Consider the following 27,000-nt stretch of genomic DNA (forward strand, 5'->3'; position numbering starts at 1 on the left):
CCGCTTTCGCGGTCCGCTCTTTTTGCTATTTGCTCTCTGAGGCTTCCTTTTCCTTCGCTTCCTTTTCCTTCTTCTCGAGGTCATGCAAAGCGTCCCTTCTTGAAAGGTTTATCCTTCCCTGGTTGTCAATCTCAGTGACCTTTACGAGTATCTCGTCACCTACAGCAACGATATCCTCAACCTTCTCAACCCTCTTGAGGTCAAGCTTGGATACATGTACAAGTCCTTCCTTGTTTGGAAGTATCTCAACAAAGCATCCGAAGGTTGTGATCTTGGTGACCTTTCCAAGATAGAGCTCACCCGGTACTACATCCTTTGTGATACCCTCGATGATCCTTATCGCTTCCTTGGCCTTTTCGATATCCTGGGCTCCGACGAATACCTTTCCGTCATCCTCAATGTCTATCTTTACTCCAGTCTCCGCGATTATCTTGTTGATTGTCTTTCCGCCTGATCCGATAACGTCCCTTATCTTCTCAGGGTCGATCCTGATTATGAATATCTTAGGAGCGTACTTCGAAACTTCCGGTCTGGATTCCTTTATTGCGCCTTCCATCACCTTGAGGATCTCAAGTCTTGCAGTCTTCGCCTTTTCAATAGCGGTCCTTATGCAGTACTCTGAAAGTCCGTGAAGCTTGGTGTCAACCTGGATCGCAGTGATTCCTTCTGTGGTTCCTGCTACCTTGAAGTCCATGTCTCCGAAGAAGTCTTCGACTCCCTGGATGTCAGTGATTACTTCCTCAAGTGCAAGGTCGTCAGTTGTGAAGAGTCCCATTGCTATTCCGGCACAAGGCCTCTTTATCGGCACACCGGCATCCTGAAGGGCAAGTGTTGATGCACACACTGAAGCCTGTGAAGTGGATCCGTTCGATGAAAGGACCTCAGATACAAGCCTTATAGTGTACGGGAAGGTCTCCTCGTCCGGTATGAGCGGCTCAAGCGCCTTCTCGGCAAGTGCTCCATGTCCGATTTCCCTTCTTCCAGGACCTCTCATAGGCCTGGTCTCTCCAACGGAGTACGATGGGAAATTGTAGTGGTGTATGAATCTCTTGGACTCTTCCTGGCCTACGCCGTCAAGTATCTGCTCGTCGCCGATGGCACCGAGGGTTGCGACTGCAAGCACCTGGGTGTTTCCTCTTGTGAACAGTCCTGAGCCGTGAGTCCTTGGGAGTATGGATACATCTGCAGCAAGTGGTCTTATCTCGTCAAACCTTCTGCCGTCTACCCTCTTCTTCTCGAATATGAGCATATCCCTAACAACTTCCTTCTGGATGTTGTAAAGAGTTTCTGATATGTCATATTTCTTTTCAGGGAACTTCTCGGAGAATTCTGCGGAAACTGAAGCCTTTACAGCATCTATTCCCTTCGCTCTCTCTTCCTTGTCAGCTATATGCATGGCAGCCTTCATCGGTTCGGTAGCGAAGGCTCTTACTGCAGTCTCAACCTCTTCATTAAGTGTGTAGAGTACAGGGACCTTCTTTTCCTTTCCGAATTCAGCCCAGAGCTCCTTCTGGAAGTTGATTATAGGCTGGCAGGCGTCAAAGCCGTAGTTTATTCCCCTGATCATCGTCTCTTCGTCTATTTCCTGTGCTCCTGCTTCGATCATCATTACCTTTTCTTCTGTCGCACAGACAGTAAGGAACATCTTTGACTGTTCCCTTTCAGCTGATGTAGGATTAAGCACGAACTCTCCGTCGATGAGTCCTACCTGGACTGCGGCGAGCGGAGTGGTGTATGGGACGGATGACAGAAGCAGTGCTGTTGAAGCTGCGTTTATGGCGAGTATTTCAGGAAGGTTGTCTGTCTCAACGGACATCACCGTGGCAATGACCTGGACGTCATTCCTGTAGCCCTTGGGGAACAGTGGCCTGAGCGGCCTGTCTATGGCTCTTCCGTGAAGTATTGCCTTTTCAGTTGGTCTTCCTTCCCTTTTGATGAATCCGCCAGGGATCTTTCCAACGGAGTACATTCTTTCTTCATAATCCACCGACAAAGGGAAAAAGTCTATTCCATCCCTCGGCTTTTCAGATGCGTTCGTGTTCAGAAGCACTACAGTTTCTCCATAGCTCATGAACAGCGCGGTATCTGAGAGCATTCCCAGGTTTTCACCGAACTCCACACCTATTTTTCTTCCAGCTACAAGCAATTCTCTTTTTGGATGCATGATTTACCTCCTTGCAATCGTTTTTTTCTCGAACCGATGCAGTCGGGCTCCGCCATACCTTATCCTCACAATTTTTTAAAAATCAAAACATGCAGACTCTGATGTATGCTTTGGTTTTTAAAAAATTTTGGAAAGATATGGTTATTGGCTTCCCTCTGCATGATCCGGCTAAGTGATATACAAAGAGCCTGCTTTACCTTAAGCAGGCTCTCGGCATTAAAACTGAACTATCTTCTTATTCCAAGCTTTGCTATTAGAGTTCTGTATCTCTCTATATCCTCAGCCATAAGGTAGTTGAGAAGTCCTCTTCTCTGTCCGACCATCATAAGAAGTCCTCTTCTTGAGTGGTGGTCCTTCTTGTGTTCCTTCAGGTGCTCTGTGAGAGAGTTGATCCTGTCGGTAAGGAGAGCTATCTGCACCTCTGGTGAGCCTGTGTCTCCCTCGTGTCTCGCATTTTCAGCGATGATCTGCTGCTTTCTTGCCTTGTCCATCATTTTTTCATTCCTCCTGAATTTTAAAATCCCCTAAGCCCAAGATAAAAGATGGCAATCCTAATATCATAGAACTTGGTTCCAAATTGCATTATACCACAACGCGCCTTACTCTGTAAATTATTTACAGAAGATGGGCCAATTCTTTTTCAGCGGCGTAGTCCCTGTCCTTGTTGAGCTGCGCAATAAGCGCATCCAGTCCTTCGAACTTTACCTCACCCCTCATGTATTCCATGAAGTAGAGCCTGACCTCTTCGCCATATATGTCCTCGTTGAAGTCCAGTATGTAGGTCTCTATCGTAAGCCTCTGGCCTTCGTCTATTGTTGGGTTATAGCCAACGGAGCTTATTCCCCTGTGCAGCTTTCCCCTCACCCAGATATTGGTGTAATAGACTCCTATCTTGGGTATCAGGTACTTGTTGTCATAGGTCATGTTCGCAGTGGGGAAGCCAATTTTCCTTCCTATCTTGCGGCCGCCTACGACGGTCCCCCTCAGCATGAAGGGCTCGAAAAGCATGGTGTTTGCGTCTTTGACATGTCCGTTTATGATCAGGTCTCTGATCCTTGTTGAGCTTATGACTGCCTCATCCATTTTTGCAGCTTCAAGAACCATCAGCTTGAAGCCATACTTATGGGAAAGCTCCCTAAGGGAATCCACGTTCCCCCTGTTCTTGTAGCCGAACTTGTAGTTGAAGCCAACAACGATGCCTTTGGCATTGTACTTGTCCATGAGCATGGTTATGAATTCTTCAGGTCCGGTCATCATGTAACCCTTCGTGAAAGAAATCATAGCCGTTACATCTATACCCGAGCTTTCAAGAAGATGAAGCTTCTGCTCGTTGTCCATAAGGAGCTTCGGTACTGCTTCAGGCTTGGCGACTGTCAGAGGATGGTTCTTGAATGTGTAAACCATGCTCTTGACCCCGTCTGCAAGCGCTTCATCCACTACCCTGTTTATCAGCGACATGTGTCCCATGTGAAGCCCGTCAAAGCTTCCCAGGGCGATGTATGTCCCCTCATTCAGTTCTCCCTTGTATGTCTCATCTATTACTATCATTTTCAACCTCACACTAGATTGAGCTTCAGGTAGAAGAAATCTTCAAGGCGTTCTCCGAGACCGAGGAATACCCCTTCCTCCGAATAGACCCTGTATGTTCCAGCCTTTGCCATGCCTGTCACTCTGGTGTCCCTGATCTTAACTCCATTGACAAGAAGCTTCCTGAAGCCTTCCGGAATAATCAGGCTGTCATATTCTGACAGGACTTCCTCCATGGGGATCAGGTGCTTTTCCGGTTCATCTGCAAGAACTTCCACTGTAACTGAATTCTCCAGGGAGAACGGGCCTGTCCGTTCCCTCATAAGGCTTGTCATGATGGCACCGCAGGAAAGCTCCCTTCCGACGTCATCTATGAGGCTCCTTATGTAAGTGCCCTTTCCACAGTCAACCCTTACAGAACCCTTTCTCCCATCGAAGGAGAGAAGTTCTATCGATGTTATCTCTATTTCACGGGCTTCCCTTTCGATCTCAATGCCATTCCTTGCAAGCTCATAAAGCCTTACCCCATCCTTTTTCAAGGCGGAGTACATAGGCGGAGTCTGGAGGGTTTTCCCGATATGTTTTGCAAATGTTTTTTTGACTTCATCCTCCGGTGGTATCACAGCATAAGTTGCCGTTACCTCACCAAAGGCATCCAGGGTGTCAGAAACCAATCCAAGCTCGAAGCCTGCCACATAGGTCTTTTCTTTACCCATTATATGGTCTACAAGCTTGGTAGCCCTTCCAACGCATATGGGCAGGACTCCTTCAGCCTCAGGGTCAAGAGTTCCGGTATGGCCTGCCTTTTTTACATTCAGGGCCTTCCTGACTCTCGATACGCACTTGAATGAGGTTTCCCCTTTTTGCTTGAATATGTTAATCACACCGTCCATCAGGCAGCATCCTTTCCACTATCATAAGAATCTGCCTTTTGGCATCTTCAACGTCCGCAGCCTTGATATTACCACCGGCAGCGCGAACATGTCCGCCGCCGCCAAACGCCTCGCATATGGCTCTTGCATCAAGGAGTGATTTTGTCCTGATGCTTACCCTGAAGAACCCTTCAGCCTCCTTGAGAAGCACTGACACATCGCATGTCTTCGATTCAAGCCCGTAGTTAACGATGTCCCCTGAGTCCCTGTCAGAGATAGAAAGGCTGTTGAAGTCCTCTGCATTGAGATACATGAACGTCACAAAGCCATCCATACGCTCCTCGAGTGACTGCAGGGCCTTGCCCATGAGCTTGAGCCTTGCGAAATCCCTTGTCTTGAAGAGTATCCTGTGAATCATCGGAAAATCAATTCCAGTCTCCATAAGCTCCTTGGCTATGATATGTGTCTCGCCGGTTGTAGACTCAAAGCTGAATGATCCGCAGTCTGCAACAATCCCGGCATAAAGGCTCTCTGCGATGCTCTTGGTTATTGTAACGCCCATGAGCCCGAGCAGCCTGTAGACAATTTCCGCTGTTGCGGATGCCTTGGTATCGACATGGTTCTCAATACCATACATGTCGTTTGACATATGATGGTCGATGTTAATGACCGGTACAGTCCCTACAGAGTCAAGGTCCAGCGAAAGCCTGTCAAGGTTTCCGCAGTCAAGCGCTATAAGCAGTCCTGCCTCCTTGGGTATCTTGGGGCTGGTTCCAGTATATTCATCGTAGAGTTTGAGAAATGTCAGATTGTCGGGAGCCCTGTCCCTTGAGATCACCACGGCATTCTTGCCAAGGGACCTAAGGCCCTCAACCATAGCAAGCGTGCAGCCCACGGCATCCCCATCAGGGGCGACGTGGGTCACGACTGCAATATTATCCTTTTCAATTATGAGCCTGGCTATTTCAAGTAGTCCCATTCTTGTCATCCTTGTCTGTTGAGATCCGCCTTATCAGGTCGTCTATGTGCATACCCCTGTCAATGGTTGTATCAAGCATTATGACCAATTCAGGCGTATGCCTGAGGTTCATCCTTCTGCCGATCTCTCTTCTCAGGAAGCTTGAAGCGTTCTTGATCGCCTCAAGGCTGTCTGACTTTTCCTTCTCGCTGCCGAATATGCTCACATATACCTTGGCATAGCTCAGGTCCTTGGTGACCTCCACTTCAGTTATGCTGACCATGGCAGTAAGCCTTGGGTCCTTGATATCTGTCATGATGAGCGATGCCAGTTCCTTTTTCATTTCCTCGTTGATCCTTCCGGATCTGTATCTTGCCATCGGAAAACCTCCTTCCTACAGCTTGTTCCTCTTGACTTCCTCCATCACGAAAGCCTCGATTATGTCGCCTTCCCTGATGTCGTTGAACTTCTCTATGGAAAGTCCGCATTCGTATCCTGCAGCGACTTCCTTCACATCATCCTTGAATCTCTTGAGAGATGCAAGCTTGGTCTCGACAAGTATTATGCCGTTCCTTATGAGCCTTATCTCTGAGTTTCGTGTTATCTTGCCTGAAAGCACATAGGCTCCGGCAATCGTGCCGATTGCAGATACCTTGTAGGTAGCCCTGACCTCGACCCTTCCCTGGATCACTTCCTTGATGTCTGGCATCAGCATTCCAATCATTGCAGCCCTTATGTCATCGACCGCATTGTATATTATCCTGTAGGTCTTCACATCGACCTTTTCCTTCTCGGCAAGTGCCGCCGCATTGTTGTCGGGTCTTACGTTGAAGCCGATGACTATTGCGTTGGATGCGGTCGCAAGCGATATGTCAGTCTCTGTGATGGCTCCTACTCCGTTATGTATCACCCTTACCTTGATCTCATCGGTAGAGAGCTTTTCTAGCGATCCCTTGAGGGCTTCTATCGATCCCTGCACATCCGCCTTGATTATTATCGGAAGCTCCTGGATCTTTCCTTCCTTGACCTGGCTGTACAGATCCTCAAGGGATACCCTCACTGAGCTCTGGAGCTGGCTTCTTTCCTTGATCTTCCTGGCTTCGGCCATTCCTCTCGCGGTCTTCTCATCCTTGACTTCATGGAACTTGTCCCCTGCGACAGGAACATCTGATAGTCCAAGGACCTCCACAGGTATTGAAGGACCGGCACTCTTTATCTTCTTCTGCTTGTCATCGAACATCGCCCTTATCCTGCCATATGTCGATCCGACAAGTATGGAATCTCCAACGTTGAGAGTACCCTTCTGAACGAGCAGTGTCGCAAGCGGACCTCTTCCCTTGTCAAGCTTCGATTCTATGACTGTTCCGGTAGCCCTTCTGTTGGAGTCCGCCTTGAGCTCCTTCATTTCAGCTGTCAGGAGGACCATCTCAAGCAAGTCATCTATACCGATCTTTGCCTTTGCTGATACTGGAACGCATATGGTGTCTCCACCCCACTCCTCAGATACCAGCCCGTACTCTGTAAGCTCCTGCTTTACCTTCTCGATATTGGCGCCTGGCTTGTCAATCTTGTTGATTGCAACAACTATAGGCACATTCGCAGCCTTGCAGTGGTTTATCGCTTCCTCAGTCTGAGGCATGATTCCATCGTCTGCAGCGACAACAAGGATGACAATGTCAGTTATCTGTGCTCCCCTGGCTCTCATGGCAGTGAACGCCTCATGACCAGGTGTGTCGAGGAAGGTTATCTTCTCACCGTTGAGCGTTATCGTGTATGCACCGATATGCTGTGTGATTCCGCCAGCCTCTGATTCAGTTACCTTGGCCTTCCTTATGGCATCGAGCAGTGATGTCTTGCCATGGTCTACGTGTCCCATTACTGTGACTATCGGAGGTCTCTTGACAAGATTCATGTCTTCCAGGTCTTCAGCTTCATCCTCTTCGATTCCCAGGGACTCTTCCTTGGATTTCTTTATCGACACGCTGAGCTTTGCAGCTGCCTTTGCAGCAGTCTCAAAGTCGATCTCCTGGTTTATTCCGGCCATTACTCCGCTGAATATGAGCGCCTTGATGACTTCATTAACAGGCTTCCCAAGCTTATCAGCAAAATCCTTGACTGTTATGAAATCACCGATTTCAATGGAATCAGCTGCTGAAGTTCCTTCAGACTCATCCTTTTCATCTCTCCTGCCCTTTTTCTTTGGCTTGATGACAGGCTTGTTGACTTCCTCGGAGAGTATCTCCTCGTAGACCTCAACTATCGATGGGGTCTTCTTCTCATCCGCAACCGCAGTCTCGACTGCAGCAGTTGTTTCTGTCTTTCCGGTCAGAAGCTCCTTAATGAGTGCAGCATCTTCATCCTCGACAACACTCATATGGTTCTTGACCTCTATTCCAAACTCGTCCTTCAGTATTGTGATCAGTTCCTTGCTGGTTATGTCCAGCTCTTTTGCGAGTTCATAAACTCTTATTTTTGACAATAGGACCACCTCCGTTATTTATTGTTCTCCTGGCCTTGTCCGGCTATCGAAAGCAGCTTTGCAGCCATCTTAGCGTCCTTTATGCCGACCACGGCTATTTCGTCCATTCCAAGCGCCTGTCCAAGTTCGTATGGAGTGAAATCCTCTATCAGGGGCACTCCGGCTTCGCCGGCAAGTTTTACAAACTTTTCCTTGGTATTCTGTGCGGCATCCTTTGATACTATCAGAAGATGCAGTCTGCCTGTCCTCAGTGTTTCCTCGTTCTTGTTGTACCCGAGGACAGCATTGCCGGATTTTCTTGTTATGCCCAGAAACGATAAAAACCTACTCACCTTTGATCGCCTCGTTTAGAGCTGCAAATATCTCTTCGCTTATCTCAGCCTCAAGATTCTTCGACAGCCTCTTTGATTTGAACGCAAGCTTAAGGCAGGCTTCATCCCTGCAGACATACGCTCCCCTTCCGGGTTTCTTGCCCTTCATGTCGATGGAAATTTCACCCTCGCTTGACCTTACAACTCTTATAAGGTCCTTTTTCGGTTTCATCTCCATGCATCCGGTGCACATCCTCATTGGTACTTTCTTTGTTTTCATGGAAACACCTCACTTACGGGCTTCATTGAATCAGGCCTTGACCTGCTCCCACTCGTCCCTCTTGCTCTTAATGTCTATCTTCCAGCCTGTCAGCTTCGCAGCCAGCCTTACGTTCTGGCCTTCCTTGCCGATGGCAAGCGACAGCTGGTTCTCATCAACGAGCACCTTGCAGGAATTGGAATTCTCATCCACATGCACGTCTACGACCTTTGCAGGGCTCAGTGCATTAGCAATATATTCCGCAGGGTCCTTCGACCACTTGATTATGTCGATCTTCTCGTTTCGAAGCTCTCTTACTATGTTCTGGACTCGTGTTCCCTTAGGTCCGACGCATGCTCCCATCGGATCAACTTCCGGGTCCTTTGAGTATACAGCTATCTTGGTCCTCGATCCTGCTTCCCTCGATATCGATTTGATCTCAACTGTTCCATCGAATATTTCAGGAACTTCCCTCTCGAAAAGCCTCTTCACAAGTCCCGGATGTGTCCTTGACACCGCGATCATGGGTCCCTTTGGATTCTGCTTTACCTCAACTATATAAAGCTGGATCCTCTCGTTGAACTCATAGGTCTCTCCAGGTATCTGCTCTGTCGGGCCGAGAACTGTCTCAGTCTTGCCAAGGTCAATATATACATTGCCCTTGTCCTTCCTCTGTACGATCCCTGTTATAAGGTCATATTCCTTTTCAGAATATTCGCTGTAGAGGATGTTCCTCTCAGCTTCCTTTATCCTCTGAGTGACTATCTGCTTTGCACTCTGAGCTGCAACCCTCGCGAAGTTGGCAGGAGTAACCTCATTCTCGACAAAATCGCCGATCTCGTACTTTGCATTTATTGCCTGGGCTTCCTCCAGTGAGATCTCCTCAGCATCATCAAACGATTCCTCAACTACTTCCCTCAGTGCGAAAACCTTGATCTCCCCTGTCTCCCTGTCGATCGACACCCTGACATTCGGTGATCCCTGATTCGCATAGTTTTTCTTGTACGCTGCTATAAGCGCATCCTCCAGGGTCTCGAAGAGCAGTGCCTCGCTTATGCCTTTCTCTGCAACAATTGCCTTGAGGGCGAGGATCACCTCATCTTTTTTCCTGACTTCCTCTTTTGCCATTTTATCCTCCTTATATATCCTCTTCCAGATTCACTGATTTTATGATGTTTCTCGGTATTACGACATTGCCCTTCTCTGTCTTGAGTTCAAGCGTCTCCTCTCCTGCTGAGATGAGAATCCCTTTTCTGCTCTTCGCCCCATCGACAGGTTTCTTCGTCTTTACAAGCACCTTCAAACCTACAGCTTCCCTCAGGTGCTTGTCGGTGAACAGGTACCTGAAGATACCAGGTGATGATACTTCGAGGAAGTACTCCTCTTCAATCGGGTCCTTTTCATCAAGAATGTCAGACATCCTTCTCGAGACCTTTTCGCAGTCCTCCAGAGTGATCCCTCCGTCCTTCTCAATGTAGAACCTCAGATATTGCTGCCCCATTTCCCTGACATATTCCAGGTGATAGAGCCCGTATCCCAGCCCATTGATTTCTTTCTCAAGGTAATCCTTGATTCCTTCAAGCCTTTCCAATCCTTCCACCTCCAGTCATTACCAATGCCAAAAGCGGCATATGCCGCGTACAAAATGAAAGAGCGGGTTTCGCCCACTCTTTCCGCTTCGTATATTGTCCCTTATCATATTATCACATAATCCCGGCGATATCAAGGATTATAGACTAAATAAGGATATCTGGTTGGTGTCGCTCAGTCCTTCCAGTGCTCCGCTTTCATCAAGGGTCTCAATGACTGTCCTGGACACCCTGCATCGCGACCTTAGGTCTTCCTTGGATATGAACTCACCCTTCTTAGCCTCTTCACATATGCTGGCGGCTGCGTTGGCTCCGACTCCCACAAGTGCGTTTATCGGCGGCCTGACCTCCCCGTCCTCGATCAGGAATCTTGTTCCATCTGACTTGTACAGGTCAATGCCCTTGAATCTCAGGCCTCTCTTATATAGCTCGTATGCAAGCTCAAGTACTGTGATGAGGTTCTTCTCCTTGTTGCTGGCTGCATTTCCAAGTGCGTACAGCTCCTCAAGCCTTGTCCTTACAGTGTCCTCTCCCTTGAGGATCAGCCCTGCGTCAAAGTCCTCAGCCCTAACACTGAAATATGCGCAGTAGTATGCCAGCGGCTTGTAGACCTTGAACCAGGCTATCCTCATGGCCATCATGACATAAGCCACCGCATGACCCTTGGGGAACATATACTTGATCTTCTTGCATGATTCGATATACCATTCCGGGACATCATGTTCCCTCATGACTGCTTCGAACTCGTCTGTCAGGCCTTTTCCCTTCCTTACCTTCTCCATTATGTTGAAGGCTGTCTTCGGAGGAAGTCCCTTGTAGATGAGGTAGACCATGATGTCATCCCTTGTGCTTATGCAGTCTGAAAGCGTGGTGTCGCCGTTCTTGATGTAGAACTGCGCATTGTTCAGCCATACGTCAGTACCATGTGAAAGCCCGGATATCCTCACCAGGTCGGCGAAGGATCTTGGCTTCGTGTCCTGGAGCATGCCCCTTACGAACTTGGTACCGAATTCCGGAAGGCCGAGGCATCCCAGGGCAACACCAAGCTCCTCAGGTGTCACTCCCAGGGCATCCGTACCCAGGAAAAGCGAAAGCACCTTCGGGTCGTTCAGGGGCAGACTCTTGGGGTCGATCCCCGTCAGGTCCTGTAGCATCCTAAGTACTGTCGGGTCGTCATGACCCAGTATGTCAAGCTTCAATAGCCTTCCCGAAATCGAGTGATAGTCGAAATGCGTAGTCGTTACATCAGATTCATTGTCATCAGCAGGCCTCTGGATCGGAGTGAAGTTGTGTATGTCATTGTCCCTCGGAACAACCATGATTCCGCCAGGATGCTGCCCTGTTGTCCTCTTTACGCCCGTCAGTCCCTTTGCGAGCCTTTCTATTTCAGCTCCTGGAAGATTGACTTCCTTTTCCTCGTAGTACTTCTTCACATATCCATACGCTGTCTTGTCCGCCACTGTTCCGATGGTGCCTGCCTTGAATACGTATCCCTTTCCAAAAAGCTCCTCGGTATACTTGTGCACCACACCCTGATACTCTCCGGAAAAGTTAAGGTCTATATCCGGCTCCTTGTCACCCTCGAAGCCGAGGAAGGTCTCGAAGGGTATGTCATGGCCGTCCCTTACAAGCTTGACACCACAGACCGGACAATCCTTTTCAGGCAGGTCGGCACCGCTGCTGACGCTGTTGTCCGATATGAACTCGGAGTGCCTGCAGCTTCCGCACCTGTAGTGGGGAGGCAGTCCGTTGACCTCTGTTATGCCTGTGAAGGTAGCTACCAGTGATGAGCCTACAGAACCTCTTGACCCTACCAGGTATCCGTCGGAAAGTGACTTCGCGACCAGCTTGTGTGCAATAAGGTAGAGCACGGCATAGCCGTTTGAGATAATGCTGTTAAGCTCCTTGTCCACCCTGCTCTTCACGATCTCAGGGAGCACATCGCCATACAGCTCATGTGCCTTGTCCATGGTCATCGTCCTTATCTCTTCATCGGCACCCTCTATTTTCGGCGGGAAAGTTCCCTTTGGGATCGGAAGCACATCCCCTATCATGTCCGCAACCTTATGGGTATTGTGTACCACAAGTTCCTCTGCCTTTTCCCTGCCCAGGTATGAGAACTCAGAGAGCATCTCGTCTGTCGTCCTGAAATGGAGGTCGACATCCGTATCAGAATCACTGAAGGACTGCGAAGCTACTATTATCTCCCTGTAAATCTTCTCATCCCTGTCCACATAATGGACGTCACCGGTGGCGACCACCAGCTTGCCGAGCTTTTCACCGAGGGAGATCATCCTCCTGGTAAGGCTCCTCAGCTGTTCCCTGTCCCTTATCCTTCCATCCTTGAAGAGATGTGTGCTGTTACCCTCCGGCTGGACCTCAAGGTAGTCATAGAAGTCTGCAGCCTCCTCGATCTCCTCCTCGGTCCTTCCCTCAAGGATATACCTCATAAGCTCCGAGTTGGAGCATGCGGAGCCAATCAGCAGACCTTCCCTCTTTTCCTGGAGCATGGACTTTTTTATCCTCGGCTTCTTGAAGAAGGTCTCCAGATGGGAAGATGAAACCATCTGGTAAAGGCTCTTGAGGCCCTCCTGGTTCCTGACCAGTATCGTCGCATGGTACATCGGAAGCTTTGTCACATCCGCTTCCTTCCTGTTTCGCATATTGAGCTCGGCAAGGGAGCTTATTCCCATATCCTCCATCTTCTTGAACGACCTTTTGAGTATCTCGACGGTGGTCATTGCATCGTCTACAGCCCTGTGATGGCTTCCCATGTTTATCCCGAGGTGCTTGGCTATGACGTCCAGCCTGTGCCTCTTCAGCTCCCTGTAAAGGAACCTTGCCATGGGTACTGTATCCACAATAGGATTATTGAAGGCAAGGCCGATATCCTTAGCGTTCTTCCTTATGAATCCGACGTCGAAGTATGCGTTGTGCGCCACAAGAATTGAATCCCCGATGAATTCAAGGAACTTGGGAATCACGTCCCTTATCTTCGGCTGCCCCATCACCATGGAGTCCCTTATCCCTGTCAGTTCAGTTATCTTGTAGGGTACCGGCACCTCAGGGTCGACGAATGTGGAGAACCTGTCAACCACTTCTCCATCGACCAGCTTCACGGCACCTATTTCAATAATCCTGTCATTCTGGCTTGAGAATCCTGTGGTCTCTATATCGAACACCACGTACCTTCCATGTTCCTCCACGAGACCCGAGGCTATGTCCATTGCATCATTCACCACATAGGCCTCCATGCCGTAGATCATCTTGATCCCCAGCTTCTTCGCCGCATCCATCGCTTCAGGGTATGCCTGTACCACTCCATGGTCTGTTATTGCAAAGGCAGGGTGACCGAAGTCCTTCGCCGCCTCCATGAGCCTCGAGACAGGGACGGTTGCATCCAGGGCACTCATGGAGCTGTGGGCGTGGAGCTCTATCCTCTTGAGTTTGCTCCTGTCCTCACGTTTCGCCTTCTCCATCCTGTTTATGTCCTTGACCATCATGGTCAACTCCTTGCTGTAGAGGTCAACCGCCACATTCCCTCGGAGCTTCATGTAGCTGCCTTCCTTAAGGCCTTCAACTGTCTCATCCTTCTTCAGGAAAAGCTTTGCCGGAAGCGAGCTTGTGCCATCGGTGACATATATCATCTTGAGGGTCTTGCCGCTCCTCAGCTCCTTGTCCTCGAGCTTGAACACTTCTCCGCAGATTACTGATATCCCTGAGTTGTCATCAAGTTCGCTTATGGCTGTGACAGGCTCCTTTATCCTCTTTCCGAATACCTCTCCGCTGTCAGACTTGTTATCCTTGCTTTCCTTATCTTCCTTCGGCTCCCTGAATACAGGAGCGGAAACAGCTTTAATTCCCTGAATGAGCTCAGGGCCAGGCAAAAGCTCGCTTTCATCCTTAACAGGAGTAGTCTCCGGTGTGTATTTGAGCTCAATGTTTACGTCCTTCCCGTAATATTCCTTCATGTACCTCTTCATGAGCTTGTCCTGTTCCTTGGATTTGAAGCTCTTCATGAAGATGTCGCTGTAGTGGCTTATGGTGATCCTGCCCTCACCCTCGACGACCTTCGAGTCCTTGATGAAGCTCATTGTAAGAGGATCGCTCAGGAACATGCCTATGATCCTGTCCTTTACTCCTGAAGCTGGGTCCCTGAGGATATCGACAACCTTCACATCACCCTCAAAGCTGAAGGCTTTTGAAAGGAACCCGCCTATGGGTTCCCTGACGGAAGGGTCCAAAAGGGAAGAAGACCTCAGGAATACCCTGAAGGCCTTCGACTTGGAAAGGTACTCGACCTTCAGCACTCCGTCGATATCATAGTTTTTCAGGCTGTTTTCGCCTGACAGGCTGTGTATTATGTCCAAATGAAATCCACCTTCCCTGTGAATGCAAGATTCATGGAAAATCCCTACAGCTTCTCGATCTCCGCAAGAAGTGCGGGTACAAGCTCGGCTTCGCTGACCTTCCTTATTATCATGCCTTTCTTGAATATGAGGCCAACCCCATTGCCGCCGGCAATACCGATGTCAGCTTCCCTGGCTTCGCCCGGTCCGTTTACAACGCAGCCCATTACAGCCACCTTGATATGCTTCTTGGAATCCTTGAGGGCTTCCTCAACCTGATTTGCAATCCCAATAAGGTCTATCTGAGTCCTTCCGCAGGTCGGGCATGATACGAATTCAATGCCTTCCTTGAGATGTCCTGTAGCCTTGAGTATTTCTCTTCCTGCCTTGATCTCCTCGATCGGGTCTCCTGTAAGCGAAACCCTTATGGTATCGCCTATGCCCTCCGAAAGAAGGCCGCCGATTCCAATCGAGCTCTTTATGGTCCCTCTCCAGAGTGTGCCTGCTTCAGTCACACCAAGGTGAAGAGGATAGTCTACCTTCTTCGAAAGCAATCTGTAGCTTTCCATCATTGTAAGGACATCGGATGACTTTATCGATATTATGATATCGTTGAAATTCGCCTCATCAAGAAGCTCAACATTCCTTATCGCACTTTCAACCAAAGCTTCAGGTGTCACTTTGCCATATTTCTCAAGTATGTCCTTCTCAAGTGATCCGGAATTCACACCAATCCTTATGGGGATCGACTTTTCACTGCACATGTCCGCAAGGAGCCTGATCTTGTCCCTTCCCCCGATGTTTCCGGGATTTATCCTTAGCTTTGAGATCCCATTTTCAATGGACCTTATCGCCAGCCTGTAGTCGAAATGTATGTCCGCGACAACAGGTATCGGTATTAGCGGAGTAATCCTGGCAAGGGCATCCGCAGCCTCCATGTCAGGGACTGCAACCCTTGCAATTTCGCAGCCGGCTACCATAAGAGCCCTTATCTGGGCAAGTGTAGCCTCCGGATCCCTTGTATCAGTGTTCGTCATCGACTGAACCGTAACCTTCGAATCTCCGCCAATGAACGTATTTCCAACCTTTATCTTTCTTGTTTGCACTCTTTCCATTTGCTTCTCCTTACAGCTGTACCGGGAAGAACAGGTCCTTGAACGTTATGAGCGCCATAAACGACATGAGGACCACAAATCCAATGGTATTCCATATTCCGACAAATTTTTCAGGCAGCTTCTTCTTTGTAACAAGCTCAACAAGAAGTATGAGCAGCCATCCTCCGTCCAGCGCCGGGAAAGGAATGAGGTTAAGCACAGCAAGGTTGACACTCAGGAATGCAGCGAAGCTTGCCAGATTCCACAATGACACTTTGGCAGCTTCTGTGGATACCCTGAATATGGTCACAGGACCTCCGAAGTCATTAAGGCTCGCCTGACCTCCAAACAACACCTTCAATGAGAATATGGTCTGGTTGACAAGTGACAGCGCCTTCCTGAAGCTGCTTGAAACAGATTCAAGTATTCCTGGTTTTTCCACATAGTTTGGTGCGATCCCTATGATCGACCTTCCCGTTTCATCCTTCATGGGTACGATGCTGAGAACCCTGTCGGTATCTCCTGTCCTTACGATCACCTCCAGTTCATCTCCCCCGTTGAAGGCGATGTATGTGGTTATGTCCTCGAACGTATAGGTCCTCTGCCCGTTGATCTCAACGATCTCATCGCCAGGCCTTATTCCTGCCGCCTCAGCGGGAGAACCCGGTATGACCTCCCTGATCGAAGTGCCTGCAAATCCCAGGTTCAGGGATATCACAAACAGGATTACAAGCGCCATTACAAGGTTCATCAGGGGGCCTGCAGCGATAACACTCATTTTCCTTAGCGGGTTCTTTGAAAGGAATGACCCTTCCCCGACTTCCTCATCAGTTTCACCGTACATCCTGACAGATCCACCTATAGGCAGGGCCTTAAGGGAATACGTGGTTTCATTCCTCTCCCATTTGAGAAGTCTCGGACCCATCCCTATGGAGAATTCAAGGACCCTGACTCCATTCATTTTTGCCAGCGCGAAATGTCCGAGCTCATGTCCGAGCACCAGCAGTCCGAACGCGAATATTGATAATAACAGTTCCATTTTACACCTCTTGTTTCACTTGGGATCCTATCCCTTTGCCATGGATCTTGCGTAAGCCCGCACTTCCCTGTCGGCTTCCAGGATATTGCCAAGCGTCGGCGTAATCCTTTGGTCGAATCTTCTCAGGCATTCGCCTATGATCCTTGTAATATCCAGATATCCTATCCTATCCTTCAGGAACAGGTCAACAGCTTCCTCGTTTGCTGAGTTCAGGACGGCAGTCATTATCCCTCCGGCCCTTCCTGCCTCGTAGGCCATGTCCAGGGCCTCGAAGGTCTCCCTGTCAGGTTTCTCGAACGTGAGCCTGCCTGCCTTGAAGAGGTCAAGCCTGCCTGCAACGGCCTCATGCCTATCAGGGTAATTAAGCGCATACTGAATCGGAAGTGTCATGTCAGGGGTTCCGAGCTGCGCTATTATGCTGTTGTCACAAAACTCCACCATTGAGTGGATGATGCTCTCCGGATGCACATACACCTCGATATCATCATAATCCACATCAAAAAGCCATTTTGCCTCAATTACCTCAAGCCCCTTGTTCATGAGGGTCGACGAATCAATTGTGATCTTGGCTCCCATGGCCCAGTTCGGGTGCTTCAGAGCCATCTCCTTGGTAACCTTCGAAAGAAACTGCCTGTCCTTTCCCCTGAAAGGTCCTCCTGAAGCGGTAAGGAGAATCTTCCTTAACTCGGAATGATTCCCTGCCCTGAGGCTCTGGAATATTGCCGAGTGCTCCGAGTCGACAGGAAGGATCATTACACCCTTCTCACGGGCAAGGTCAGTCACTAAGCCTCCGGCTGCAACCAAAGTCTCCTTGTTAGCAAGCGCAATGTCCTTTCCCTTTTCGATGGCCTTTATTGTCGGCGTGAGCCCGGCCATGCCCACTATCGATGTGACGACAACCTGTGCCTCATCAAGTGTTGCAATAGCCTCCAGTCCTTCAGCTCCATAATGTACAGTTCCCCCGTATCCCATCGTTGACAGCATGAGCTCTGCATCATCACGGACCTTCAGGTCAGTCACTGCAACATTCATGACACAAAATTCCTCTATCATGGACCTCAGCACCATAAGGTTTGAGTGCACCGATGCACCTACAAGCTTTATTTCCTTCTCGCTTCTCAGCACTTCCAAAGTCTGTGTCCCTATGGAGCCTGATGCTCCTATTATGGATATGTTCTTCACATTGCACTCCAATCCGGGGCAGAACCACATCTCTCTGCTCCCATTTTAATTCATCATGCTGAAATAATCCTTACGGAGATATTATCTATTACGTAGAAAAAAGAGCTTTCGCTCTTTTATTATACAATATTAATGTTGATGTGTCCTTCCTGCCGCACTACGTTGTTCTCTTTATCAGAAGGGTTAGTATGTAGTTGTTCAGTGATCTGTTTTCCTTTTCAGCTTCCTTGAGCAGTTCTTCCTTAAGGTCTACTGGAAGAGTAAACAGGATCTTGGTCTTTGGATCCTTCTTCATGATATTCACCTCCAAATATATAGACTTGCCCGCCTTTGTATCTCTTTGATTATATAATAGTTTTATAGCATGAATTAATCAATATATATTGTATAAACTGTTTATGAACTAATTATGATAAATTGTATCAGGCGGGATGCGCCTTAATAATAATTGGGTTAGAATTGGTTTGCAATTTCCATACTTATCCCAGCGCCGGCAATACCGGTGCGATTACCTATATATAGGAATGGCGCAGAAAGCGGGGTCTGAGGCTTATATGCCGCAGACCCCGCCAATTCAGCGGATGAAATACTGGTTATAGAAGAAGACCATCATCGCAACGAACATTATCGAGTCAAACCTGTCAAGGACACCACCATGTCCCGGTATGACCTTAGGATAATCCTTTTCTCCTGCATATCTCTTGACCGCAGAAGCGGCAAGGTCTCCAACCTGTCCGAGAACAGCTCCCAATAGTCCCATTGCAAGGAAATGCAAAGGCTCGATTCCGGTAGAGGATGCCGTTGCAATCCCGACAGCCAGTGCACCAAGCGCTCCTGCTGCTGCACCTCCCAAAGCACCTTCGACTGTTTTCTTGGGGCTTACCCTTTCAATCAGCTTGTGCTTACCGAAGAATCTTCCTGTATAATACGCGAACGTATCGCATACCCAGGATATTATGAACACCGTATATACCATAATGAGTCCATTATCAAGGCTATCAAGGAGTATCAGGTAGCCGAAGAGGACACCGGAATATATGAATCCGGTTATCGTTATTGACAGGTCCGAAAGGTCGAACCCTTCACTGAATACCATCATCATGAAACCAACAGCGGTTCCTGCGACTATTATTGTCCCGAGGCTGCCGAACGCATCTCCACCGGATATGAGGATCGCAAGATACGCTGCCAGAAGAATGTATCCCAGCACCTGTGAAGGCCTGAATCCCTTCTTCCGTGTCACAGAATAGAATTCGAACAAGGCCCGGGCTGCAAGCAGCGAGACAATAATCTTAAGAGGCCAGCCTCCAAGGAACACCATGACCAGGACAGGTATGAGGGTCAAAGCTCCCAGATACCTGCTATTCATTCATTATCCCTCCAAACCTTCTGTCCCTTGACTGATAGTCAGAGATTGCCTGCCTGAGGTCCTTCTCCGAGAAGTCAGGCCAATTTATGCTTGAAAACCAAAGCTCCGAGTACGCTCCCTGATACAGGAGGAAATTGGATAACCTCAATTCTCCGCTTGGCCTGATTATCAGTTCAGGATCTGGGATCCCCGAGGTGTACAGGTAGTCCTTGAATTTCTCCTCATCCATATCGTCTGATGATATGGTTCCCTTTGAAGCCTCGTCCATGATCCTCCTTACGGCTGATACGATTTCCTCACGTCCACCGTAGTTGAGTGCCAGGTGCATCCTAACACCTGTATTTCCGATTGTCTTTTCCTTCGCATCCAGAAGGGCTGTCCTTGCCGCTTCCGGCAGACGGGATATGTTTCCGATGAAGTCGACTGCCACATTATTCCTGTGCAGTTCAGAAATCTCGCCCTTCAGGTATTCTACCAGAAGGGTCATTAGAGCTCCTACCTCATCCTTAGGTCTTTTCCAGTTCTCTGTCGAAAATGCGTAAAGAGTCAGGTGTCTTACTCCCAGTCTCTCGCATTCCTTCAGGATCCGTCTGATCGTCTCCACTCCAGCCCTGTGACCCATGGTTCTAGGAAGATTCCTCTCTTTTGCCCACCTGCCGTTGCCGTCCATTATAATCCCAATATGTCCCGGAATCCTTCCCATGTCCAGGGAAGGTTCAGCGACCTTAGGAACCTCTTCCTGTTTTTTCCCGAAAAAATTAAACATTTGATCTACCTTTCGAAAGGAGAATCATCAGACGGTCATGATTTCCTTCTCTTTTCTTTCAAGCATTTCATCGATCTTCTTTACGAAAGCGTCAGTCTTCTTCTGCATATCCTCTTCGCCCTTCTTGATCTCATCCTCTGAAATATCGGACTTCTTCAGACCTTTGATCTTTTCAATTGCATCTCTTCTTATGGACCTGACAGCAACCTTGCACTCTTCCCCGTGCTTCTTTACCATCTTCACCAGATTAAGCCTGGTCTCCTTGGTAAGTTCAGGAACGACAAGCCTTATTACAGATCCGTCATTTGAAGGGTTGATGTTGAGGTCGGACTTCTGTATGGCCTTCTCTATTGCTTTCAGGGCCTTCTTGTCCCATGGAGTTATCATCAGCACCCTGGGTTCCGGCGCGGATACGTTTCCGACCTGGTTTATTGGCACCATGCCTCCGTAGTATTCAACCTCGATACGGTCAAGCATCGTTGGATTGGCCCTTCCGGCCTTCATTGTAGCCAAGTCGGATTCAAGAACATGTATCGACTTGGTCATTTTCTCTTCAGCAGTTTTGATGATATCCTTTATCATTTCCATTCCTCCGATTCAGATTATTTAAACTAAATGATTTCAATCATTGGCAGTCTTCAGCAGCTTCCTTTGCAAAGTTGTCGATTATCGTGCCATATTCCTCTCCGGTTGCAGCCTTCCTTATATTTCCAGCTTCATCAAGGGCGAATACTATTATCGGAATGTCGTTGTCCATGCAAAGGGTTATGGCTGTCGAATCCATTACAGTAAGGCCGAGCTCGATGACCTGCTTGTAGTCAAGGGTGTCGAATTTTATGGCATCGTCAAACTTATTAGGATCCTTGTCATATACCCCGTCAACCTTTTTGGCAAGAAGTATGCATTCCGCCTCAATCTCGGCAGCCCTTAAGGCCGCTGCCGTATCAGTTGTGAAATAAGGGTTCCCTGAGCCTGCCGCAAAAATCACGACCCTGCCCTTTTCAAGGTGCCTTATGGCCCTTCTTCTTATATATGGTTCAGCGATTTCCTTCATCTCGATTGCAGACTGGACTCTTGTCTCAATCCCCAGGTCCTCAAGCGAGTTCTGCAGCGCCAGTGCGTTTATGCATGTTGCCAACATTCCCATGTAGTCTGCAGTAGCCCTGTCCATGCCTCCGCCTTCTCTGCCTCTCCATATGTTGCCGGCACCAATGACCGCACCAACCTGGACCCCCATGTCGACGAGCTCCTTGATTTCAGTTGCTATCCTCTTTGCCACCTCGAAATCTATCCCGAACCCGTTCTTTCCTGCCATGGCTTCACCTGAAAGCTTCAGCATGACCCTTTTGTATTTGCACTCGCTCATTTTTATCCTCCGCTTGGATGTAATCTAATTACATTCTATCAACATTTTGAAAAAAAGAGAACACAGGGTGTTCTCTTTTGATGTTACTCTTTCACTAAAGGCAAGGTTCCTGTTACTTCTTCATCTGAGCCGCAACTTCAGCTGCGAAATCAACTTCTTCCTTCTCTATGCCTTCACCCTTTTCAAATCTTGCAAAGCTCTTTATTGCTATGCTTCCGAGTTTCTTTGACTCTTCCTTGAGGTATCCTGTGATTGTAAGGTCAGGGTTCTTGACGAACTGCTGCTCTACAAGACATACTTCCTTGAGGAACTTCTGCACTCTTCCAAGCACCATCTTCTCAACTATGTTTGCAGGCTTGCCTTCATTGAGGGCCTGTACCCTGTAGATTTCCTTTTCCTTTTCAATCGTTTCTGCATCAACAGAGGTCTTGTCAAGGTATTTTGGGTTAAGGGCTGCAACATGCATAGCAACATCCCTTGCCACGTTGGCAACCTCATCAGTCGCATTCTCTGAAGCAGTCTCTACAAGCACGCCTATCTTTCCGCCCATGTGGATGTATGATGCAACAACACCATCCTTGGCTTCGATCTTGACATATCTCCTGAGGCTCATGTTCTCACCGAGCTTGGCGATAAGAGCTGTTACAGCGTCCTGTACAGTTGCCTCTCCAAGTGTGAGTGCCTTAACGTCTTCTATGCTTGACACCTCGTTCTTTGCCACAAGAGCGGCTATCTCATTGGCAAGTCCTGAGAATGCTTCGTTAGCTGAAACGAAGTCAGTTTCACAGTTGAACTCTACCATTGCTGCGCTCTTTTTGTCTTCAGATACGTATGTAGCGACTACACCTTCAGCTGCGATCCTTCCGGATTTCTTCGCTGCTGCCGCAAGTCCTCTCTCCCTCAAAACCTCAACTGCCTTCTCCATGTCTCCGTTTGCTTCAGTAAGGGCCTTCTTGCAGTCCATCATTCCTGCTCCGGTCATGTCTCTGAGCTCTTTTACTGCCTGTGCACTAATCATTTATTTGCCTCCTGACTAATTTCTTTTTTTGTCCATTAAAATATCCGGTACTAATATAAAAGGTAAATGGAAAATCCACCTACCTTTTTTCGTTTTACTCGGCCTGATCTTCTCCCTGCCTAGCTTCTATTATGGCATCTGCCAGTCTGCCTGTGATAAGCTTGACAGCCCTTATTGCATCGTCGTTTCCAGGGATGACATAGTCTATCTCGTCCGGATCACAGTTTGTGTCGACAATTGCAACTATTGGAATTCCAAGAGTCTTGGCTTCCGCTATGGCGATTCTTTCCTTCCTTGGGTCAACAACGAACATTGCTCCGATATTCTTGGAGTTCATGTTCTTTATTCCGCCAAGGTTCTTCTCGAGCTTATCCATTTCTGCAACAAGTGCAGCAACTTCCTTCTTTGGAAGAACTTCGAAGGTTCCATCCTCCTGCATCTTCTTGAGTGACTCAAGCCTTCCTATTCTTGTCTTTATAGTGTTGAAGTTTGTGAGCATTCCACCGAGCCATCTGTTGTTGACGAAGTGCATTCCTGCCCTTGCTGCCTCTTCCTGTATAGCTTCCTGTGCCTGCTTCTTTGTTCCAACGAAAAGAATGTCCTTGCCTTCAGCTGCGACTTCCTTAACGAAGTTATAAGCCTCGTCAACCTTCTTCACAGTCTTCTGCAGGTCTATTATGTAGATCCCGTTCCTCTCTGTGAAAATGTACGGAGCCATTTTGGGGTTCCATCTCCTTGTCTGGTGTCCGAAATGGACTCCAGCCTCGAGGAGCTGCTTCATTGAAATTACTGCCATTTTTTGTTACCTCCTGGTTTTTTAACTTCCACGGCCATCATCTTTAAGTAGAACCTCTTCCAAGGCACCATTACTAAAATCAGGACGTGTGTTTATTTTTATCCTCAAGTATTGTACCATATGCACCTAAGTCTCGCAATAGGCAAGTCCAGTGAATGTCCAGTGAAATTGCATCGGGGAAAATTAGCTGAAATATGCCGACAATACGTCAGATTGACTTCTTCAGAGATTTACGACCTCAGATCCTTCAAATATTTCAGCAATATAGTCTGCAACTACGCTGCGATGACACTCCCTGTGATCCTCTTCGCTGCAGAGAAGGCATATCCCATCCATCATCCCTGCATACTCATCGATGAGTACCTGCTTCATGTCCCTTTCACCAAGGGTCTCACGAAACTTAAGCCCAAACTGCTCCATGCTCAGTTTTTTTGCTTTCCGGTCTTCAAACAGACCTTCATCAGGTGCGAACCTGACATCATGCCTGTATCCTATACCAAGCAGCTCTTCAGTAAAGTATCTAAGGTCATCACCCTTGGCAAATCCGGCAAGCTGTGAAGTGTTCCTGAGCCTTATGTCCAGAAGAAACCTTACATCATGGTTGCGAAGCAGTTCAAAAAAGGTTTCAGCGGACTTCCTGTTTGACCCGATGGTGAATATCCTCATCCAGTTCCACCTCCTGAGGCTTCAAGCCCGGCCGAAGATTGCTTCAGGCCGGGCTTTACGATCAGACGATCAGAGTCATTCCTTATTTCTTGTCAATCCCAAGCCTGTCAAGAAGCTTGTCATTCAGGATAGTGATCCTGGTACCCTTCATCCCAAGCGACCTGGACTTTATTACACCAGCGCTTTCAAATTTCCTGAGCGCATTGACGATTACCGACCTGGTTATTCCGACCTTGTCTGCAATCCTGGATGCAACGAGGAGTCCTTCATTGCCGTCCAGCTCCCTGAATATGTGGTTTACCGCTTCCCTCTCACTGTAGGAAAGAGTATCGATCGCAAGCTCGACAACTGCTGTCTTCCTCAGGTCCTCTTCGATCTCTATCTGCTTTGACCTCAGTATCTCAAGACCTATTATGGTTGCTGAATACTCTGCAAGTACAAGGTCGTCGTCATCGAACGGCGCAAGGATACTTACAAGTATGAGAGTTCCGAGTCTTTCTCTGTTTCCGTTTATAGGTACTATGGTCGTATACTTCGACTGATTGTCGTACTCCTTCTCGAAGTTCAGAACTTCCCTGTCGCCGGGTTCGAGATTCGAAAGAGTCTCGCTAACCTTGAGAAGAGTTTCATTGTACGATTCGCTGAACCTTTTCTCATCCAGAATGTATGAGAACTCATCATTTGTTGTGAAGGCATTCCTGAGATTGAGACCAAGTATCTTGCCCCTTCTTGATACGACATAGACATCTGATTCAAGCTCTTCGCTAAGGATATGGCAGATGTCGTCAAAAACTACGGGATCGGTACCTGATTTCTGAAGGATCTTGTTGAGCTTCCTTGTTTTGTTTAGCAGTGACATGTGGGACCTCCTCAAACAAATCTCATGATTTACAATAATTAGAAAATTTAGAATTATTCTAGATTCCTTAAAAATAATAACATATTATCAAATAATATACAATGCATTATTTTATATTGGCCTTGATTTTCAGTAATATTCATTCACTATCCAAAAATTTGGAATTGTTCAGATGAAGTACGAATTAACTCTTGCGTCAAATTTTGTGCACAAAAATAGGACGGTTAACCCGTCCTATTCCTTACTTCTCCAACTTCACCTTGTTCTTGCAGGTCTCAACGGAGCATTCGAGATATGCCCCATCCTTCTTGGTGTATTTCTTGTACTGCAATCCACCGCAAACCGCGCACTTTTCCTTGACCGGCTCATACCAGCTGACAAAGTCACATTCAGGATATCTTGAACAGCCGTAGAACCGCCTGCCCTTCCTGGATTTTCTTGCGAGCACTTCACCAACGCTGCATTTAGGGCATGGAACATCCAGTTTTTCAACTATAGGTTTAGTGTTGGTACATTCAGGGTAGCCCGAACAAGCGAGGAACTTGCCAAACCGGCCGTTCTTTATAACGAAGTGCTTTCCGCATTTTTCGCATATTTCATCGGTGACCTCATCCTCTATTGTGATCTTGGACACCTTGCTCTCAGCTTCCTCAATATCCTTTTTCAGTGGAATGTAGAAGCTTTCAACCACATCAGTCCACTTTGTTCCGCCTTCCTCTATAAGGTCCAGCTTCTCCTCTATGGAGGCAGTGAATTCAACATCGACAACATCCTTGAAATGCTCTGACATTATCGAGTTGACTATCTTGCCAAGCTCAGTCGGAAGAAGGTTCTTCTTCTCCCTTTCAACATACTGCCTGTCGAGAAGTGTCGATATGGTAGGTGCATATGTAGAAGGTCTTCCGATCCCCATTTCCTCCAGGGTCTTAACGAACGAAGCCTCAGTGAACCTTGGAGGCGGCTGCGTAAAGTGCTGTTCAGGCAGCACCTTTTCCCTTTTCAGGATATCTCCTTCAGCAAGGTCAGGGATCATGGTATTCTCTTCCTCATCATCGTTCTTGTATTCATACAGCTTCATGAAGCCATCGAACGCGACAGATGAGCCGCTTGCCCTCAGGGTATAGCTGCCGTTTTCAACCTCAAGGCTTACTGTATCTATCTTTGCAGATTCCATCTGGCTTGCCAGGAACCTTTCCCAAATCAGTCTGTAAAGCTTCAGTTCTTCATCCTTCAGGCTTCCCTTAACCACATCAGGTGTAAGCGAAACATTGGATGGCCTTATCGCTTCATGCGCATCCTGGGCGCCCTTCTTACCCTTGTACGTCTTGGGGACTGCAGGGTAGTATTCAGGACCGAAGGCATCCAGTATGAACTCCCTTGCCATGGCCTGAGCCTCATTTGATACCCTAACTGAATCAGTTCTCATGTATGTTATGAGCCCTACAGTTCCATGACCCTTGACATCGACTCCCTCATAAAGCCTCTGGGCGATTCCCATAGTCCTTTTTGTCTGGAAGTTAAGTCTTCTTGATGCTTCCTGCTGGAGGGTGGAGGTTATGAATGGCGGAAGCGGATTCTTTGCCTTCTGACCCTTCTTAAGGCTTTTTACCCTGAATTCGCCTTTTTCAAGCTCCTTTGTGATAGCCTCGGCTTCCTTCGCATTTGAAATCTCGACCTTCTTGCCATCCTTTGTGGAAAGCCTTGTCCTGATCTTCTTTGCAGCTTTCGCCAGAAGAGCATCAATAGTCCAGTACTCCCGGCTTTCAAAGTTCCCAATCTCAGTCTCCCTGTCGCAAATGAGCTTCAGAGCAGCGGATTGCACCCTGCCTGCACTTAGGCCCCATTTGACATTTTTCCATAGTATCGGGCTTATCTCATATCCCACAAGCCTGTCAAGGATCCTTCTGGCCTGCTGGGCATCGAAAAGGTCCTCGTTTATCGGCCTTGCATGCTTTATGGAATTCTTTACTGCATCCTTGGTGATCTCATTGAACTCGATCCTTACCTTCTGCTTCGGATCAAGCTTCAGGATCTCGGCAAGATGATAGCTTATGGCCTCACCTTCACGGTCAGGGTCAGTTGCGAGATATACGATGTCTGACTTCTTTGCCTGCTTCTTCAGGGTGTCGATCAGATCACCCTTACCCCTGATCGTTATGTACTTCGGCTCGAAATTATTGTCTACATTCACTCCAAGCTGACTCTTAGGGAGATCCCTGATATGTCCCATGGACGCTTCGACGACATAGTCCTTGCCCAGATATTTCTTTATGGTCTTGGCTTTCGCCGGTGATTCAACTATGACGAGTTTCTGGCTCATTCGTTTCCCCTTTGTCC

At 48.0% G+C, this 27,000-nt stretch carries 25 protein-coding genes; all 25 read right to left on the reverse strand.

All coding sequences use genetic code 11. From position 1 onward, the window contains the following. Positions 1-25: 25 nt before the first annotated feature. Positions 26-2,164 (reverse strand): polyribonucleotide nucleotidyltransferase, encoded by a 2,139-nt coding sequence (locus T472_RS03070; RefSeq protein ID WP_023863309.1) that lies wholly within the window; start codon positions 2,162-2,164, stop codon positions 26-28. A gap of 227 nt (positions 2,165-2,391) precedes the next feature. Then, positions 2,392-2,655 (reverse strand): 30S ribosomal protein S15, encoded by a 264-nt coding sequence (gene rpsO, locus T472_RS03075; protein ID WP_040906545.1) that lies wholly within the window; start codon positions 2,653-2,655, stop codon positions 2,392-2,394. 124 nt (positions 2,656-2,779) lie between these two features. Beyond that, the gene (locus tag T472_RS03080; protein WP_023387888.1) at positions 2,780-3,712 is read right to left on the reverse strand and encodes a bifunctional riboflavin kinase/FAD synthetase; all 933 of its coding nucleotides are present in this window, start codon (positions 3,710-3,712) and stop codon (positions 2,780-2,782) included. Between the two features lie 8 nt (positions 3,713-3,720). Next, positions 3,721-4,584 carry a tRNA pseudouridine(55) synthase TruB gene (gene truB, locus T472_RS03085; protein WP_023387887.1) on the reverse strand — a complete coding sequence of 288 codons (864 nt, stop codon included), beginning with the start codon at positions 4,582-4,584 and terminating at the stop codon, positions 3,721-3,723. Beyond that, the gene (locus tag T472_RS03090; protein ID WP_023387886.1) at positions 4,568-5,542 is read right to left on the reverse strand and encodes a DHH family phosphoesterase; all 975 of its coding nucleotides are present in this window, start codon (positions 5,540-5,542) and stop codon (positions 4,568-4,570) included. The genes truB and T472_RS03090 overlap by 17 nt, the downstream gene beginning before the upstream one ends. Further along, positions 5,529-5,900 carry a 30S ribosome-binding factor RbfA gene (gene rbfA / locus T472_RS03095; protein WP_023387885.1) on the reverse strand — a complete coding sequence of 124 codons (372 nt, stop codon included), beginning with the start codon at positions 5,898-5,900 and terminating at the stop codon, positions 5,529-5,531. The genes T472_RS03090 and rbfA overlap by 14 nt, the downstream gene beginning before the upstream one ends. A gap of 15 nt (positions 5,901-5,915) precedes the next feature. After that, positions 5,916-8,000, reverse strand: coding sequence for a translation initiation factor IF-2 (infB, locus tag T472_RS03100; RefSeq protein ID WP_023387884.1), 2,085 nt, complete (start codon positions 7,998-8,000; stop codon positions 5,916-5,918). Between the two features lie 14 nt (positions 8,001-8,014). Continuing rightward, positions 8,015-8,332 (reverse strand): ribosomal L7Ae/L30e/S12e/Gadd45 family protein, encoded by a 318-nt coding sequence (locus T472_RS03105; protein ID WP_023387883.1) that lies wholly within the window; start codon positions 8,330-8,332, stop codon positions 8,015-8,017. Beyond that, positions 8,325-8,591: an RNase P modulator RnpM gene (gene rnpM / locus T472_RS03110; RefSeq protein WP_023387882.1), complete on the reverse strand. Its 267-nt coding sequence runs from the start codon at positions 8,589-8,591 to the stop codon at positions 8,325-8,327. The genes T472_RS03105 and rnpM overlap by 8 nt, the downstream gene beginning before the upstream one ends. Before the next feature lie 30 nt (positions 8,592-8,621). After that, positions 8,622-9,698: a transcription termination factor NusA gene (gene nusA, locus T472_RS03115; RefSeq protein WP_023387881.1), complete on the reverse strand. Its 1,077-nt coding sequence runs from the start codon at positions 9,696-9,698 to the stop codon at positions 8,622-8,624. Between the two features lie 10 nt (positions 9,699-9,708). Beyond that, positions 9,709-10,161 (reverse strand): ribosome maturation factor RimP, encoded by a 453-nt coding sequence (rimP, locus tag T472_RS03120; RefSeq protein WP_023387880.1) that lies wholly within the window; start codon positions 10,159-10,161, stop codon positions 9,709-9,711. Positions 10,162-10,299: 138 nt separating this feature from the next. Continuing rightward, the gene (locus tag T472_RS03125; RefSeq protein WP_023387879.1) at positions 10,300-14,529 is read right to left on the reverse strand and encodes a PolC-type DNA polymerase III; all 4,230 of its coding nucleotides are present in this window, start codon (positions 14,527-14,529) and stop codon (positions 10,300-10,302) included. A 44-nt stretch (positions 14,530-14,573) separates the two neighbouring features. Beyond that, on the reverse strand, positions 14,574-15,623 hold the full coding sequence (gene ispG / locus T472_RS03130; protein WP_023387878.1) for a flavodoxin-dependent (E)-4-hydroxy-3-methylbut-2-enyl-diphosphate synthase: 1,050 nt from the start codon (positions 15,621-15,623) through the stop codon (positions 14,574-14,576). Positions 15,624-15,633: 10 nt separating this feature from the next. Further along, positions 15,634-16,641: an RIP metalloprotease RseP gene (rseP, locus tag T472_RS03135; protein WP_023387877.1), complete on the reverse strand. Its 1,008-nt coding sequence runs from the start codon at positions 16,639-16,641 to the stop codon at positions 15,634-15,636. Positions 16,642-16,668: 27 nt separating this feature from the next. Then, positions 16,669-17,823, reverse strand: a complete 1,155-nt coding sequence (locus T472_RS03140; protein ID WP_023387876.1) for a 1-deoxy-D-xylulose-5-phosphate reductoisomerase — start codon at positions 17,821-17,823, stop codon at positions 16,669-16,671. Positions 17,824-17,980: 157 nt separating this feature from the next. Next, a complete protein-coding gene (locus T472_RS19695; RefSeq protein WP_160319116.1) occupies positions 17,981-18,118 on the reverse strand; it encodes a hypothetical protein in 138 nt (45 codons plus the stop codon). Between the two features lie 279 nt (positions 18,119-18,397). Beyond that, on the reverse strand, positions 18,398-19,192 hold the full coding sequence (locus tag T472_RS03145) for a phosphatidate cytidylyltransferase (protein ID WP_023387874.1): 795 nt from the start codon (positions 19,190-19,192) through the stop codon (positions 18,398-18,400). Next, entirely contained in the window at positions 19,185-19,958 is a 774-nt protein-coding gene (gene uppS, locus T472_RS03150) for an undecaprenyl pyrophosphate synthase (RefSeq protein ID WP_023387873.1), read from the reverse strand. Before uppS ends, T472_RS03145 begins: the two co-directional genes overlap by 8 nt. 27 nt (positions 19,959-19,985) lie before the next feature. Beyond that, complete coding sequence (gene frr, locus T472_RS03155) at positions 19,986-20,540, reverse strand: ribosome recycling factor (RefSeq protein WP_023387872.1); 555 nt, start codon at positions 20,538-20,540, stop codon at positions 19,986-19,988. A gap of 43 nt (positions 20,541-20,583) precedes the next feature. Continuing rightward, a complete protein-coding gene (gene pyrH, locus T472_RS03160; RefSeq protein ID WP_023387871.1) occupies positions 20,584-21,324 on the reverse strand; it encodes a UMP kinase in 741 nt (246 codons plus the stop codon). A gap of 112 nt (positions 21,325-21,436) precedes the next feature. Beyond that, positions 21,437-22,342, reverse strand: coding sequence for a translation elongation factor Ts (gene tsf, locus T472_RS03165; RefSeq protein WP_023387870.1), 906 nt, complete (start codon positions 22,340-22,342; stop codon positions 21,437-21,439). A 94-nt stretch (positions 22,343-22,436) separates the two neighbouring features. Then, positions 22,437-23,138, reverse strand: coding sequence for a 30S ribosomal protein S2 (gene rpsB, locus T472_RS03170; protein WP_023387869.1), 702 nt, complete (start codon positions 23,136-23,138; stop codon positions 22,437-22,439). 222 nt (positions 23,139-23,360) lie between these two features. Next, positions 23,361-23,804: a DUF488 domain-containing protein gene (locus tag T472_RS03175; protein ID WP_023387868.1), complete on the reverse strand. Its 444-nt coding sequence runs from the start codon at positions 23,802-23,804 to the stop codon at positions 23,361-23,363. Between the two features lie 82 nt (positions 23,805-23,886). Continuing rightward, a complete protein-coding gene (gene codY / locus T472_RS03180; RefSeq protein WP_023387867.1) occupies positions 23,887-24,663 on the reverse strand; it encodes a GTP-sensing pleiotropic transcriptional regulator CodY in 777 nt (258 codons plus the stop codon). Positions 24,664-24,904: 241 nt separating this feature from the next. After that, positions 24,905-26,983: a type I DNA topoisomerase gene (gene topA / locus T472_RS03185; RefSeq protein WP_023387866.1), complete on the reverse strand. Its 2,079-nt coding sequence runs from the start codon at positions 26,981-26,983 to the stop codon at positions 24,905-24,907. Between the last annotated feature and the right edge of the window lie 17 nt (positions 26,984-27,000).

Source organism: Youngiibacter fragilis 232.1 (genome assembly GCF_000495435.3).
In the GTDB taxonomy this organism is placed as follows: domain Bacteria; phylum Bacillota; class Clostridia; order Clostridiales; family Clostridiaceae; genus Youngiibacter; species Youngiibacter fragilis.